The following is a 14,996-nucleotide window of genomic DNA, read 5'->3' on the forward strand; positions in this document are numbered from 1 at the left end:
CGCAAGCGGATAGCATCCGCCGCATGGAGCCCCAGCTGCTGCACGACGTCACCGACTCGGTCGCCACGGTCGTCGTCCACCATCCGGCCAAGCGCAACGCGATGACGGCCGCGATGTGGCGCGCGCTGCCGCCGCTGCTGGAGACGCTGGCCGCCGACCCGGCCGTACGGGTGCTGGTGCTGACCGGTGAGGGCGGCACGTTCTGCGCGGGCGCCGACATCTCCACCCTGAAGGGGTCGCCGCAGGAGGCGCAGGAACTGGCGGTGGCCGCCGAGGAGGCGCTGGCCGCGTTCCCGAAGCCGACGCTGGCCGCGGTCCGGGGGCACTGTGTGGGCGGCGGGTCGCAGCTGGCGGCCGCCTGTGATCTGCGCTTCGCCGAGGAGGGGTCGCTGTTCGGGGTGACGCCGGCGAAGCTCGGGATCGTGTACCCGGCGTCCTCCACCCGTCGGCTGGTGTCCCTGGTGGGGCCGGCCGCCGCCAAGTACCTGCTGTTCTCGGGCGAGTTGATCGATGCGGCCCGGGCGCTGCGCACGGGCCTGGTGGACGAGGTGCTGCCGGAGGGGGAACTCGGCAAGCGGGTGGCCGACTTCACCCGGATCCTGGCGTCGCGCTCGCAGCTGACGCAGGCCGCGGCGAAGGAGTTCGCGAACGGGCGCACCGACCGTGACGCCCACTGGGCGGGCCAGGCGCGCGGAAGCGGCGACACCGCGGAGGGGGTCGCCGCGTTCCTGGAGCGCAGGCAGCCTCACTTCACCTGGAACGTTCCTACGCCAGGATGAACCTGCTGTTCGTGCGGAACTCCTCGACGAGGTGCGCGGGCGCCTTCTGCGGCGAGCCGGCGTCGTAGGGCGGCTGCGGGTCGTACTCGGTCAGCAGCTGTACGGCCTGGGCGTGCTCGTCGCCGGCGATCCTCCCGACCAGGGTCAGGGCCATGTCGATGCCTGAGGAGACGCCGGCGGCGGTGACGTACTTGCCGTCGGACACGACCCGCTCGCCCGTGGGTTCGGCACCGTACTGCGGCAGGAAGTCGAGCGTGAGCCAGTGGGTGGTGGCACGGCGGCCCTCCAGCAGGCCCGCCGCGGCGAGGAGCAGCGAGCCGGTGCAGACGGACGTCGTCCAGGTGCTGGTGCTGTCGGCGGTCCTCAGCCAGTCCAGGAGGGCCTCGTTCTCGATCTGGTCCAGGGTGCCGGGGCCGCCCGGCACCACGACGATGTCGGGATCCGGTACGTCGGTGAGTGCCCGGTCGGCCGTGATGGCGAGGAATCCGGTGTCGGCGCGCACCGGTCCCGCGGTCTCGGCGACGAAGACCACCTGCGCGTCCGGGAGCCGGCTCAGTGCCTCGTAGGGCCCGACGATGTCGAGGGCGGTGAAGCGGTCGTAGAGGACCATCGCGATCTGCATGGGTCTGCCTTTCGGTGGGGTTCCGGTCGGTCGGCGGGTTCAGCGGGCCGGTGCCGGGCGGAAGCGGCGGCGGTACTCGGCCGGGGCCGCGCCCAGGGCCTTGACGAAGGCGCGTCGCATGGCTTCCGGGGTGCCGTAGCCGCTGGCCCGGGAGATCTCCTCGATGCCGTCGGCGGTGTCCTCCAGGAGCCGGCGGGCGTGTTCGAGGCGGACCCGGTCGACGTACCGGCCGGGGGTCGTACCGGTCTCGGTCTGGAAGGCGCGGGCGAAGTGACGCGGCGAGAGGCTCGCGCGGGCGGCGAGCGACTCGACGGTGAGGTCGGCGTCGGGGTGTTCGGTGATCCAGCGCTGGACCTCCCGCAGCGGCTCGCGCCGGGCGGTCTGGGCGGCGAGCTGGGCGCTGAACTGGGCCTGGTTCCCGGGCCGGCGCAGGAAGACGACCAGGTGGCGGGCGATGCCGAGGGCGACCTCCCGCCCCAGGTCCTCCTCGACCAGGGCGAGGGCGAGGTCGATGCCCGACGTCACACCGGCGGAGGTGGCGACATGTCCGTCGCGCACATAGATGGGGTCCGGGTCCACCTCGACGCCCGGGTGATCGCGCGCGAGCTTGTCGCAGTACGCCCAGTGGGTCGTGGCGCGACGGCCCTCCAGGAGGCCGGCCGCGGCGAGCAGGATCGCGCCGGTGCAGACGGAGACCAGCCGCTCGGCGCTGGGGCCGTGCTCGCGCAGCCAGCCGACCAGGGCGGGTTCCGGGCTGCGGGTGCCCTGGCCGCCGGGGACGACGAGGGTGTGCGCGTCGAGCCGGTCGTCGAGGGCCCGGTCCGGTACGAGGGTCAGGCCGCTGGAGGTGCGGACGGCGGCGCCGTCCAGGGAGGCCGTGCGGATGCGGTACGTGCCCGGGCGGTGCTGCTCGGCCCCCATGAAGACCTCCAGCGGCCCGGTGACGTCGAGGCTCTGCACCGCGTCGAAGAGGACGAAGAGAACGGTTCGCTGCGCCATGCCTTCGATTCTTCGGAGTCGGCCCGGTGTCCGCAATGACGGGCTCCCCACCTTTCCTGCCATCGTGCCCTCGGGCCGGAACTACGTACCAAGCGGTTGGTAACCTGCCGGGCATGACTACTGCCGCCCTTGAGCCCCGTGCCGGCCGCCGCTGCCACACCATGCTCAACTCCCTGCACGCGACGTCGTACTTCGCACCCGAGCTGGGCGGCGAACTGGCCGCTCTCGGCATCACCCACCCGAGGGCCGTCAACTTCGCGGTACGGGCCGCGGCGCTGGGCCCGGTCGGGGCGGGCGCGGTGACGGCGACGTTCTACAACTACAAGCACGAGCTGGTGGCCCGGCACGTCCCCGCCGTCTGGGCGATCGCCTCCCCCGAGGACGTGCTCGCGGCACGCGTGCGTGCGGTCGACACCGCGCTGCGGCGGCTGCTCGGCGAGGAGGTTCTGGCGTCCGCGGAGATGGCGGAGGCCGCGCGGCTCGCGCTGCGGGCGACCGAGGCGTGTTCACGCAGCGCCCGGCCGCTGTACTCGGCGCACGCCGACCTGCCGGTGCCCGAGGAGCCGCATCTGGCCTACTTCCACGCCACGACGCTGCTGCGTGAGCACCGCGGCGACGGACATCTCGGCGTGCTGATGTCGGCCGGGCTCGACGGCCTGGAGGCCGTGGTGACGCACACGGCGACCGGCAAGGGCATGACGCCGAAGTGGGTGTTCTCCACGCGCGGCTGGACCCAGGAGGACTGGGACGCGGCGTCGGAGCGGCTGCGCGGGCGCGGTCTGCTGGAGGCCGACGGGGAGCTGACCGCTCAGGGCGTCGCCCTGCGCAAGGAGATCGAGTCCGAGACGGACCGCCTGGACCGTGCGCCCTACGAGCACCTCGGGGCGCAGGGGGTCGCGCGACTGACCGAGCTGGGTGCCGGGTTCGCGGGGGCCGCGGTGACGGCGGGGGCGTTCCCGGCGGACCTGCTCGGCAAGGCGTGAGCCGAGCGGCCACCGGCATATGTGGGGCCCGTGCTGCATGAGGTGCGCCGGTTGCGGTACCCGGTCCTCCGCCGGCCGACGTGGCCGGGAGAGGAAAGGAGCGCCACGTGTTTCGCGCCATCGCAGACGTACTGCGCCAGATCGGCGGGGCCATAGCCACCGTCGTGACGCTGCCGTTCCGGGCTCTGGCCCGGTTGTTCGGCGGTGCCTCGAGCAGCACCCGCAGTCGCCGGGTCTGATTCCGCCCCGGCCGCGACGGGCCGGGGTTGCCGCCCTGATCCCCGGTTGTCGGTGTCACCTGCCACAATTGCCGCGCAACCTCAGTGAGAAGGCGGGACGGGATCGTGACGACACCCCTCGTAGGGTCCATCGAAGGCAGGATCGCCGCGGAGCTCGGCGTACGGGAGCGGCAGGTGAAGGCTGCCGTGGAGCTGCTCGACGGCGGTTCGACGGTGCCTTTCATCGCCCGCTACCGCAAGGAAGCGACCGAGATGCTCGACGACGCGCAACTGCGTACGCTCGAGGAGCGGCTGCGCTATCTGCGTGAGCTGGAGGAGCGGCGAACGGCGATCCTCGACTCGGTGCGCGAGCAGGGCAAGCTGACCGAGGAACTGGAGGCCCGGATCCTCGCCGCCGAGACCAAGGCGCGGCTCGAGGACATCTATCTGCCGTACAAGCCCAAGCGGCGGACCAAGGCGCAGATCGCCCGTGAGGCCGGCCTTGAGCCGCTGGCGGACGGGCTGCTCGGGGACGCGACGGTCGAGCCGCTGGCCGCCGCCGCCGCGTTCGTGGACGCCGACAAGGGCGTCGCCGACGCACAGGCCGCGCTGGACGGTGCCCGGGCCATCCTCACGGAGCGGTTCTCGGAGGACGCCGACCTGATCGGCGAACTGCGTGAGCGCATGTGGGTGCGGGGGCGGCTGGCCGCCAAGGTGCGTGAGGGCAAGGAGGAGGCCGGCGCGAAGTTCGCCGACTACTTCGACTTCGCCGAGCCCTTCACCGAGCTGCCCTCGCACCGCATCCTGGCGATGCTGCGCGGCGAGAAGGAGGAGGTCCTCGACCTCGTCCTGGAGCCCGAGGAGCCGACCGACGGCCCGTCGTCGTACGAAGGGATCGTCGCGCACAAGTTCCAGATCGCCGACCGTGGGCGTCCGGCCGACAAGTGGCTGACGGACACGGTCCGCTGGGCCTGGCGGACCCGGATCCTGGTGCACCTCGGCATCGACCTCAGGCTGCGGCTGCGCACCGCCGCCGAGGACGAGGCGGTCGACGTGTTCGCGAAGAACCTCCGCGACCTGCTGCTCGCCGCCCCGGCCGGCACGCGCGCGACGCTCGGTCTGGACCCCGGCTTCCGCACGGGCGTCAAGGTCGCCGTCGTCGACGCCACCGGCAAGGTCGTCGCGACGGACGTCATCTACCCGCACGTCCCGGCGAACAAGTGGGACGAGGCGATCGCCAAGCTGGCGCGCCTGGCGAAGGAGCACGCGGTCGAGCTGGTCGCGATCGGCAACGGCACGGCGTCCCGCGAGACCGACAAGCTCGCCGGTGAACTGATCACCAAGCACCCCGAGTTGAAGCTCACCAAGGTCATGGTGTCCGAGGCCGGCGCCTCGGTGTACTCGGCGTCCGCCTTCGCCTCCCAGGAACTGCCCGACATGGACGTGTCGCTGCGCGGCGCCGTGTCGATCGCCCGCCGGCTCCAGGACCCGCTGGCCGAGCTGGTGAAGATCGACCCGAAGTCGATCGGCGTCGGCCAGTACCAGCACGACCTGTCCGAGGTGAAGCTGTCGCGCTCGCTGGACGCGGTGGTGGAGGACTGTGTGAACGGCGTCGGTGTCGACGTCAACACCGCTTCCGCGCCGCTGCTCTCCCGCGTCTCCGGCATCACCTCCGGGCTCGCCGAGAACATCGTGTCCCACCGGGACTCCAACGGCCCGTTCACGTCCCGCTCGCAGTTGAAGGGCGTGGCGCGGCTCGGCCCGAAGGCGTACGAGCAGTGCGCGGGCTTCCTGCGTATCCGCGGCGGCGACGACCCGCTGGACGCCTCCAGCGTGCACCCGGAGGCCTATCCGGTCGTGCGGCGCATGGTGAAGACGTCGGGCCAGGAAGTGGCCGCGCTCATCGGCAACACGGGCGTGCTGCGGTCGCTGAAGCCGACCGAGTTCGTGGACGAGACGTTCGGTCTGCCGACCGTCACGGACATCCTCAAGGAGCTGGAGAAGCCCGGGCGCGACCCGCGTCCCGCCTTCAAGACGGCCACCTTCAAGGAGGGCGTGGAGAAGATCTCCGACCTGGTGTCCGGGATGGTCCTGGAGGGCGTCGTGACGAACGTGGCGGCGTTCGGGGCGTTCATCGACGTCGGTGTCCACCAGGACGGTCTCGCGCACGTCTCCGCGCTCTCGAAGACGTACGTCAAGGACCCGCGGGACGTGGTGAAGCCCGGTGACATCGTCAAGGTGAAGGTCCTCGACGTCGACATCCCGCGCAAGCGGATCTCCCTGACGCTGCGGCTCGACGACGAGGCGGCGGCGCAGGGCCAGCAGGGCGGGGGCGGCGGCGAGCGCCGGCAGCGCGGCGGGCGACCGCCGCAGCAGCGGCAGGGCCGCGGCTCGGGCGGCGGCGGTTCCCGTCAGGGCGGTGGCGGTTCGCGCCAGGCGCCGCCGCCGGCCAACAGCGCCATGGCGGACGCACTGCGCCGCGCGGGTCTGCTCGACCCGAAGAAGGGCAAGCGCTGACCGACCCCCGAAAGGGGCCGACGCCGATGCGACACAGGGGCCCGGGCCCTCCGGTACGACTCGGAGGGCCCGGGCCCTTTCGCGTCGGTCGCCGTCCTGCCCGCTCCCCACGGCATCGGCCCGGGGCGTCCTGGGGGCGGGCGTCGCCGACGGCCAGGGTGTCGGTGCCGAGCGCCCCGGGCCGAGGGGGGCGTCCTAGCGTTCCGTCACCTTGCCGTCGGCGACCTCCAGGCGGCGGGTGACGTGGACCGCGTCGAGCATGCGCCGGTCGTGGGTGACCAGGAGCAGCGTGCCCTCGTAGGCGTCCAGGGCCGACTCCAGCTGTTCGATGGCCGGCAGGTCGAGATGGTTGGTCGGCTCGTCCAGGACCAGGAGGTTGACGCCCCTGCCCTGGAGAAGCGCGAGGGCGGCCCGGGTCCGCTCGCCCGGGGAGAGGGTGGCGGCGGAACGCAGGACGTGGTCCCTCTTCAGGCCGAACTTGGCCAGGAGGGTGCGGACTTCGACCGGTTCGGTGTCGGGGACGGCCGCGCAGAAGGCGTCCAGCAGGGACTCCTCGCCGTGGAACAGTTTGCGGGCCTGGTCGACCTCGCCGATCAGCACACCGGAGCCGAGCGACGCCTGGCCCGCGGTCAGCGGGACGCGGCCCAGCAGGGCGCCCAGCAGCGTGGACTTGCCAGCGCCGTTGGCGCCGGTGACGGCCACGCGGTCCGCCCAGTCGATCTGCAGGGACACCGGGCCGAGGGTGAAGCCGTCGCGTCGTACCTCGGCGTCCCGCAGGGTCGCGACCACGGCGCCCGAGCGGGGTGCCGAGGCGATCTCCATGCGCAGTTCCCACTCCTTGCGCGGTTCCTCGACGACCTCCAGGCGCTCGATCATGCGCTGGGTCTGGCGGGCCTTGGCGGCCTGCTTCTCGCTGGCCTCGCTGCGGAACTTGCGGCCGATCTTGTCGTTGTCGTTGCCGGCCTTGCGCCGGGCGTTCTTGACGCCCTTGTCCATCCAGGAACGCTGTGTCTGCGCCCGGTCCTGGAGGGCGGCCTTCTTGTCGGCGTACTCCTCGTAGTCGTCGCGGGCGTGCCGGCGGGCCACGTCGCGCTCTTCGAGGTACGCCTCGTAGCCGCCGCCGTAGAGGTTGATCTGCTGCTGGGCCAGGTCGAGTTCGAGGACCTTGGTGACCGTGCGGGTGAGGAACTCGCGGTCGTGGCTGACGACGACCGTGCCGGCGCGCAGGCCGGAGACGAACGCCTCCAGGCGTTCCAGGCCGTCGAGGTCGAGGTCGTTGGTCGGCTCGTCCAGCAGGAAGACGTCGTAGCGGGACAGGAGCAGCGAGGCCAGTCCGGCGCGGGCCGCCTGGCCGCCGGACAGGGAGGTCATCGGCTGGTCCAGGTCCACGGCCAGGCCCAGCGAGTCGGCGGTCTCCTCCGCCCGTTCGTCGAGGTCGGCGCCGCCGAGGTCCAGCCAGCGCTCCAGGCTCTCCGCGTACGCGTCGTCCGCGCCGGGCGCCCCGTCGACGAGCGCCTGGGTCGCCTCGTCCATGGTCCGCTGGGCGTCGGCGACTCCGGTGCGGCGGGCCAGGAACTGCCGTACGGTCTCGCCGGGGCGCCGCTCCGGCTCCTGCGGGAGGTGACCGACGGTCGCGGTCGGCGGGGACAGGCGCAGCTCGCCCTCCTCCGGCGCGGTCAGCCCGGCGAGCAGACGCAGCAGCGTGGACTTGCCCGCGCCGTTGGCCCCGACCAGGCCGATCACGTCTCCGGGCGCGACGACGAGGTCGAGCCCGCTGAACAGGGAGCGGTCACCGTGGCCGGCGGCGAGGTTCTTGGCGACGAGGGTGGCGGTCACAGAGGGCGATCCTAGTGGGAGCCGGGGGGTGTGCGTCTGACGGGTGGGTGGGGGGTGCTGCACGGCGGGGCGAGGGCTGTGCGTCTGAGGGGTGGGGGGCGTGGCGCGGCACGGCGGGTGCGGGGTCGTGGGGGCTGGTCGCGCCGTTCCCCGCGCCCCTGGGTTGGCCGGTGCTCAGGCTGTCCCAACGGGACCGTGAGTGGGCTATGCGCCTGCCGGTGAGTGGCGCTGCACTGCGGGTGCGGGCTCGTGGGGGCTGGTCGCGCCGTTCCCCGCGCCCCTGGGTTGGCTGGTGCTCGGGTAGTCCCAGCAGGGCCGCGAGGGGGCTGTGCGCCTGAGGGGTGGGTGGCATGGTGCTGCACTGCGGGCGCGGGCTCGTGGGGGCCGGTCGCGCCGTTCCCCGCGCCCCTGGGTCGGCTGGTGCTCGGGTAGTCCCAGCAGGGCCGTGACGGGGCTGTGCGCCTGAGGGGTGGGGGGCGTGGCGCTGCACTGCGGGCGCGGGCTCGTGGGGGCCGGTCGCGCCGTTCCCCGCGCCCCCCGGTTGGCTGGTGCTCAGGCTGTCCCAACGGGACCGTGAGTGGGCTATGCGCCTGCCGGTGAGTGGCGCTGCACTGCGGGCGCGGGCTCGTGGGGGCTGGTCGCGCCGTTCCCCGCGCCCCTGGGTTGGCTGGTGCTCGGGCTGTTCCAGCGGGGCCGTGGCCTTTGGCCGGCCGGCACCGTGACGTGCTCAGGGGCGCGGGGAACTGCGCGATCGGCCCCCACCGACCCGCGGACGACCGACGGCGTCCAGCGGCAGCCGCCTTCGCGGAAGGTCAGCGGGCCATCGCCTCCACCAGCACGCTGCCCGACGTCCGCGCCACCACGAACGACTCCCCCTTCACCGCCTTCGCCTCCAGCGCGATGCGGTGCCGGCCCGCCTCCAGGATGCCGTCGAAGACCTCGTGGGTGTGGGTGCGGTAGAGGCGGTCGAGACGGTACGCGGTCAGGCGCACCCGGCAGGGCGAGGTGACCTCGACACCCGCCTCACCGTCGGCCGCCACGAGCCGGGTCAGGCGGCGCTGCTCGACCGGGCTGCGGTCCAGGGCGTGTTCGATCTGCGCGACCAGCAGCGGCACGATCGGCGCGAGGCCGTCGACGTACGCCACCTCCACCCCGGCGCCGGTGAAGGCGCGGCGCACGGCGGCGCGCTGTTCCGCGCCGATCCCGCGGCCGAAGGCGACGGCACCGTAGGCGCGCAGTTCGTCGGCGGGCACGCCGCCGAGGTCGTGGGTGATGTCGGCGCCGATGCCGATGGTGCGCAGGGCGGCGGCGAGCTTGGCGAGGAGGGCGACGCGGGCGCCGATGAGGAGTACACGGCGGCGGGGTGCCTCCGCGCTCTGGTCGAGCAGGGCGCCCAGGGCGGCGCGGTACTCGGCGCCCTGGAAGCGGAAGGGGCCGATGCCGTGGTAGCCGTTGAGCTCCAGGTCGGCGTGTGCGTCGGTCTGCCAGGCGAAATCCTGCCAGATGTAGTCGTCGTCCTCCTTGTCGATCACCGCGGTGACGGCGCCGCAGGCGAGGTCCGCGCATTCGGGGCAGCCGTAGATGACGTACCGCCCGCCCGGGAGCGGGGGTTCCGCCTCCAGCAGCAGGCTGCGGACCTGTGCGGTGAAGATGGCGGGCGGGACGTCGGAGGCGAGCGGGGAGACGGCGTCGAGGTCGGAGAGCTGGAACAGCAGCGGGCGTCCGTCGACGATGAAGTCCACGAAGTCCCGGTGCACCTGGTAGTCACCGTTGGCGAGGACGCCACCGGCACGCATCGCCGGTGCCAGGCCGAAGGTCGCGTACTCGGCAGACATGCTGTGAGTATCCCCAGAGCGAGACCGATATGAGCGCGGCATGACATATTCCGCTACGTCCGGCATGAGAAAGAACAGGTGGCCGAGGTTGTTCCCGGTCAACAGGGGGCGTGCGGGCGCACGGGGCGGAGGCGTTCCGGCTCGCCTCCGCCCCGTGTGCGCGTCCTTCACACGTGGTCGTGCCCCAGCGGATCGCCCTCCGCCTCGGTACCCGCGCCCGGGCCGATCTTGATCTCGAACTCGCCGTCGTACTCCTTGTGCCCCGCGATCACGGCGAGTTCGACGGCCTCGGAGCCCATCTCGCCGCGCACGATGATCGGGTCCCGGCGCAGATCGCGCATGAGGGCGAAGCACATGCCGATCATCACGAGGACGAACGGCGCGGCAGCCAGGATGGTGAGGTTCTGCAGGCCCGTGAGCGCGTCGCCCTGACCGCTGCCGACGAGCAGCATGATGGCGGCGACGGCTCCGGTCACCACACCCCAGAACACCACGACGAACCGGCCGGGTTCGAGGGCGCCCTTCTGGGAGAGCGTGCCCATCACGATGGAGGCCGCGTCGGCTCCGGAGACGAAGAAGATGCCGACAAGGATCATCACGAGCAGGCTGGTGACCGTGGCGATGGGGAACTCCTGGAGAAGGCCGAAGAGTTGGCCTTCGGGCGTGTCCTCGCCCCCGAGTCCGCCACCCTCCTTCACCTTCATCGCCGTACCGCCGAAGATCGCGAACCAGATCAGGCTGACGGTGCTGGGCACGAGGATGACGCCGCCCACGAACTGCCGGATGGTGCGGCCACGACTGATGCGCGCGATGAACATCCCGACGAAGGGCGTCCAGGAGATCCACCAGGCCCAGTAGAAGACCGTCCAGCTGCCCAGCCAGTCCGCGACGCCCTCGCCGCCGCTGGCCTCGGTGCGCCCGGCGAGCTGGGGCAGATCGCCGAGGTAGGCGAAGATCGACGTGGGCACCAGGTCGAGCACGATGATCGTGGGGCCCGCGATGAACACGAAGACCGCGAGGATCAGCGCCAGCACCATGTTGATGTTGGACAGCCACTGGATGCCCCGCTCGATGCCGGAGATTGCCGAGGCGACGAAGGCCAGGGTGAGCACGGCGATGATCGCGACGAGCAGGCCGGTGCTCACGTCGTCCATCCAGTCCAGCTCCTGGAAGCCGGAGCCGATCTGGAGCGCGCCGAGGCCGAGCGAGGCGGCGGAGCCGAAGACGGTGGCGATGATCGCGAGGATGTCGATCACCCGCCCGCCGGTGCCGTTGGCGTGCTTCTCGCCGATCAGCGGGGTGAACACCGCGCTGATGGTCTGACGGCGGCGTTTGCGGAAGGTGCTGTAGGCGATGGCCAGTCCCACCACCGCGTAGATCGCCCACGGATGCAGCGTCCAGTGGAAGAGGGTCGTGGCCATCGCCGTCTCCATGCGTTCACCGGAGTTGGCGGGGTCGGTGCCCGGCGGCGGGGTCGTGTAGTGCGCGAGCGGCTCGCTGACGCCGTAGAACATCAGGCCGATGCCCATGCCGGCGCTGAACATCATCGCGACCCACGACACGGTGCGGAACTCGGGTTCCTCACCCTCGGCACCCAGGTGGATACGGCCGTAGCGGCTGATGGCGAGCCACAGCGCGAAGACCACGAATCCGGAGGCGGCCAGCATGAAGGCCCAGCCGCCGTTGTGGATCAGGCCGTTGAGCATCTTCGTGGACACGCTCTCCAGCGAGTCCGTGCCCGCCCAGCCCCAGATCACGAAGGCCAGCGTGATGGCGGCCGTGACCCCGAACACCACTTGATCGGTGTGGCGGCCGGAAGCGTCGGCATGACCTTCCGGGCCGCCACCTCTTTTCTTCAGATCGTCAGTCATCAGCGGCACCTTCCCCTGGGAACAGTGGATACGCCGGTTTCCACGTCGTTTCCCAGGACCTACCACAGATCCCGCCGATCACAGCCGCTCAGCAGTCGGTGTCGGGCTCCCCGGCCGTGAGGTGGTACGGGGCGCGTTCGTCGAGGAGCAGCGGGACGAGTGCGCGCAGTGACTGGCGGAGCGGGACGTAGGTGCCGTGGGTCCGCACTCCGTGCAGGGCCAGTTCGTCCTTCACCTGGGCGTACTGGTCGTCGGTGAGCCGGTAGCCGCAGGGCGGGTCCTGGATCACCTCGGTGGGCTCGGGCGGGTCGTTGTCGGCTCCGCCCACGTACACGGGTCCGGTGTCGGCGTAGCCGGTCAGACGGGCCAGGCCGGTCGCCGCCTCGATCCGGCCGCGCCGCTCGTCGGTGAAGTCGAACAGGCCGCCGAGCGCGGCGAGTTGGGAGTGCACCCGGCGCCGGTTGTTCAGGGCCTCGTCGGCCTTCTCCGCCTCGGTGAGCGGGTCGACACGGCTCTCGATGAGCAGGCCGACGGAGTGCTTGACGCCGGACATGTTCCGCAGGATGCGTTCCTGGCCGTCACCGGCGACCTGCCGAATCGGATCGCCCGTCTCGGGGTCGGTCCAGATGCCGTACGTGCCGGTCGAGTAGCCGCCCTCCCCCGCGGCCGGGCGCACGTACGACTCGGACAGGGCCCGCGCCGCGTCGTGGACGTCGCCGTCCGTGTTGAGGTTGCGGGGCCACAGGTCGAACAGGTCCTTGTCGTAGTACGGGGGTGTGGCGCCGTACTCGTGCAGGTCGTAGATGACGTCGGGGCGCCGGTCACGGACGACCGCGGCCATGGCCCGTCCCTCGGCGGTCGCCAGTGCCAGGTGATCGCGGTTGATGTCGACGCCGTCGCTGTTGCCGCGGGTGTAGGCGGCCCGGCCGTCGGGGTTGGCGGTGGGTACGACCAGCAGGGTGGTGCGCTCCAGGAAGCGCCGGGTCTGCCGGTCCTTGGCGTAGGCCAGGTCGCGGACGGTGGACAGGCACGCCTCGCGGCCGGAGGGTTCGTCGCCGTGCTGGCTGCACACGAGGAGCACCTTGTTCGCCGCGGGACGTTCACCGATGCGTACCAGCTGGAGCGGCCTGCCCTGCTTGGTCGTGCCGATGCGGTCGACGGAGACCCGGTCGCTCGCCCGGTCGACGGCTGCCAGGAAGTCCTGCTCCTCGGGCTGGCTGGTCCAGCGGGCCCCGTTCGACTGCTCGAAGCCGGTGCGGGGCGGGGAGTCGGCGGCCTGGGCGGGCACGGTCACCAGGGACGCGGCGAGGGCCGCCGCGGTCAGGGTGAGGGCTCGGACGCGGTTCACCGGGCTCCCTCCGGGATGCGGTGGGCGGGGCGGGGCGCGCTCGTCACTCCGTCGAGGAGCTTGTCCACGGGAGCGGCCGAGGGCGCGCCGGCGGTGGCGCGGGCGAAGGCGCCGGTGCCGCCGACGAGCGGGACGCGGGCCTGCGTGCGGGAGAGGTCGAGGGTGAGGGTCGGCCTGGTCGACGGAGGGTCGATCAGGTCCTTGTCCGTGCCCGCGACGATCAGGGCCAGGCGATGGCCGGCCGGGACGACGTGGTCGGTGGCCGCCAGGTCGAGGGTGATCGTGTACGCCTTGCCCGGGGTGAGCGGTGCGCCCTTGCGGTCCGAGGCGTGATGGCCGAGGTCGGCCCAGCCCCGGCTGACGACCGTGTGGTCGACGTCGGCGGTCTTGGCCTTCGTCTCCTTGAAGCAGGCGCTGTCGCCCGTCGTGCTCGCGCCCCAGCAGGTGCGGTCGGTGAGCGTGGTGATGCCCTCGCCGCTCGCCGCGTAGTCGCGGATGGTGTCGGGGCCGAGGTCGACGAGGACGGCGGAGAGGTGGGCCGTGGAGGTGCTCGGGGTGGCGGTGACGGTGACCTCGGAGGAGCCGGACAGGCGCAGGTCTCGGGTGAGCGGCCCGGTCACGAAGCCCGCCTTGTCGGGAGTGGGCTGATCGATGTGCGTGGCCCAGTCCGTCTCGCTGTGCTGGGGGTCGTCGGTGAAGGTCTCGGTGCCCTTGCCCTTGCGCAGGCCGAGGGTGCCGACGCCGGCCTCGGTGCCCTGGGCGGGCCGCAGGGTGGCGCTGCCGGTGCCCCGCGGCGGCCAGAGGGCGGAGGTGACCCACTGGTCGGGGTGGCGTTCGATGTCGGCCATCGGTTCGCGGTCGATGCCGTTGTCGTAGCCGAGGAGTTCGTGGTCGAACCAGCGGTGCAGGGTCTCCACCCAGTCGGCGCGGCGGAAGTCGAAGGGATCGACGTGGCCGGTCTGGGAGAGCCAGATCTTGCGCTCGACGCCGTTCTTCGCGAGGGCGTCCCACCACTGGCCGAGGTGCTTCATACGGACGTTGAGGTCCTGCATGCCGTGGATCGCGAAGACGCTGGCGCGGACCTTGTGGGCGTCCTTGACGTAGTCGCGCTCGGTCCACAGCGGCGTCCAGTCGCCGGTGCGGGGGGCGCCGTCGACGAGCGCCTGCTGGACGGCGGCGCACTTGGCGCGGGCGTCGGGGCTGTCGACGTAGTCGGAGAGCCAGTCGGGGCCGGAGTCGTAGAGCGGGGCGCCCTGCTGGAAGTAGTAGTCGTACCAGGAGGAGATGGCGCTGATCGGGACGACCGTCCTCAGGCCCTTGACGCCGGTGGCGGCGACGCCGTTGGCGATGGTGCCGTCCCAGCTCTTGCCGATCATGCCGGTTCTGCCGTTGGTCCAGGTCGCCTTGGCGGTGGTGGTGCCGGTGCGGGTCGTGTACGCCTTCGCGCGGCCGTTCAGCCAGTCGACCACGGCCTTCGCGGAGAGGATGTCGGAGCGGCCGCCGACGTCCACGCAGCCGTCGGAGCGGTTGGTGCCGGCGAGGTCGACGCCGACGAACGCGTAGCCGCGGGGCACGAAGTAGTTGTCGTAGAACAGCGGCGCCTGGACCAGGTTGCCGCTCGCGTCGTACGTCTTCTTCTGGCTCTCGTTGCCGCGCCCGCAGCAGGAGTAGTAGGGGCTGGCGTCCATGATGACGGGCACCTTGCGGCCCTCGGCGGCAGCTTCGCGGGGCCGGACGATGTCGACGGCGACGCGGTCGTGGCCGCCGTCGCGGTCGAGGTCGAGTCCGGTGTCCACCCAGACGGCCTCGCGGACGGCGTTGTCGTAGGAGTAGACGGGTGTGCTCTCCCGCGGGCCACTCGCCCCGGGGCCGGCTTGTGCCGTCGTGGGCACGAGGAATGTGGCCATCAGGGCGGCCGCGGCCGCCGTCGCGAGCGGTCTCCAGATCGTGAAGCGCGTGCGTTTCGGCATGCGCGGACGGTACATCGG

Annotated in this window: 11 protein-coding genes; 4 read left to right on the top strand and 7 right to left on the bottom strand. The window is 72.0% G+C overall.

What is annotated here, in order from left to right:
• The first annotated feature begins 23 nt into the window (after positions 1-23).
• The gene (locus ACGFW6_RS40955) at positions 24-779 is read left to right on the top strand and encodes an enoyl-CoA hydratase/isomerase family protein (protein ID WP_393521741.1); all 756 of its coding nucleotides are present in this window, start codon (positions 24-26) and stop codon (positions 777-779) included.
• Here ACGFW6_RS40955 and ACGFW6_RS40960 read toward each other — a convergent pair.
• Both ACGFW6_RS40960 and ACGFW6_RS40965 read right to left on the bottom strand, forming a co-directional pair.
• The gene (locus ACGFW6_RS40960; RefSeq protein WP_393521743.1) at positions 766-1,401 is read right to left on the bottom strand and encodes a DJ-1/PfpI family protein; all 636 of its coding nucleotides are present in this window, start codon (positions 1,399-1,401) and stop codon (positions 766-768) included. The genes ACGFW6_RS40955 and ACGFW6_RS40960 overlap by 14 nt on opposite strands.
• Before the next feature lie 39 nt (positions 1,402-1,440).
• Positions 1,441-2,400 carry a GlxA family transcriptional regulator gene (locus ACGFW6_RS40965; RefSeq protein ID WP_393521745.1) on the bottom strand — a complete coding sequence of 320 codons (960 nt, stop codon included), beginning with the start codon at positions 2,398-2,400 and terminating at the stop codon, positions 1,441-1,443.
• A gap of 113 nt (positions 2,401-2,513) precedes the next feature.
• Here ACGFW6_RS40965 and ACGFW6_RS40970 point away from each other — a divergent pair, with 113 nt between their 5' ends.
• The 3 genes from ACGFW6_RS40970 (at position 2,514) to ACGFW6_RS40980 (ending at position 6,118) form a co-directional block, all read left to right on the top strand.
• Complete coding sequence (locus ACGFW6_RS40970; RefSeq protein ID WP_393521747.1) at positions 2,514-3,383, top strand: hypothetical protein; 870 nt, start codon at positions 2,514-2,516, stop codon at positions 3,381-3,383.
• A 107-nt stretch (positions 3,384-3,490) separates the two neighbouring features.
• The gene (locus ACGFW6_RS40975; RefSeq protein ID WP_010042827.1) at positions 3,491-3,622 is read left to right on the top strand and encodes an LPFR motif small protein; all 132 of its coding nucleotides are present in this window, start codon (positions 3,491-3,493) and stop codon (positions 3,620-3,622) included.
• 105 nt (positions 3,623-3,727) lie between these two features.
• The gene (locus tag ACGFW6_RS40980; RefSeq protein ID WP_393521749.1) at positions 3,728-6,118 is read left to right on the top strand and encodes a Tex family protein; all 2,391 of its coding nucleotides are present in this window, start codon (positions 3,728-3,730) and stop codon (positions 6,116-6,118) included.
• Positions 6,119-6,313: 195 nt separating this feature from the next.
• Here ACGFW6_RS40980 and ACGFW6_RS40985 read toward each other — a convergent pair whose 3' ends face one another.
• The 5 genes from ACGFW6_RS40985 to ACGFW6_RS41005 all read right to left on the bottom strand — a co-directional run bounded on the left by ACGFW6_RS40985 (position 6,314) and on the right by ACGFW6_RS41005 (position 14,978).
• Positions 6,314-7,954, bottom strand: coding sequence for an ABC-F family ATP-binding cassette domain-containing protein (locus ACGFW6_RS40985; RefSeq protein WP_393521751.1), 1,641 nt, complete (start codon positions 7,952-7,954; stop codon positions 6,314-6,316).
• An 812-nt stretch (positions 7,955-8,766) separates the two neighbouring features.
• The gene (locus ACGFW6_RS40990; RefSeq protein ID WP_393521753.1) at positions 8,767-9,789 is read right to left on the bottom strand and encodes an oxidoreductase; all 1,023 of its coding nucleotides are present in this window, start codon (positions 9,787-9,789) and stop codon (positions 8,767-8,769) included.
• A gap of 167 nt (positions 9,790-9,956) precedes the next feature.
• Positions 9,957-11,660: a BCCT family transporter gene (locus ACGFW6_RS40995; protein ID WP_346181244.1), complete on the bottom strand. Its 1,704-nt coding sequence runs from the start codon at positions 11,658-11,660 to the stop codon at positions 9,957-9,959.
• 88 nt (positions 11,661-11,748) lie between these two features.
• Complete coding sequence (locus tag ACGFW6_RS41000) at positions 11,749-13,008, bottom strand: M14 family metallocarboxypeptidase (protein WP_393521756.1); 1,260 nt, start codon at positions 13,006-13,008, stop codon at positions 11,749-11,751.
• The gene (locus ACGFW6_RS41005; protein ID WP_393521758.1) at positions 13,005-14,978 is read right to left on the bottom strand and encodes a Xaa-Pro dipeptidyl-peptidase; all 1,974 of its coding nucleotides are present in this window, start codon (positions 14,976-14,978) and stop codon (positions 13,005-13,007) included. The genes ACGFW6_RS41000 and ACGFW6_RS41005 overlap by 4 nt, the downstream gene beginning before the upstream one ends.
• Between the last annotated feature and the right edge of the window lie 18 nt (positions 14,979-14,996).

The sequence above is a fragment of the Streptomyces sp. Y7 genome, from assembly GCF_043195415.1.
GTDB lineage: Bacteria > Actinomycetota > Actinomycetes > Streptomycetales > Streptomycetaceae > Streptomyces.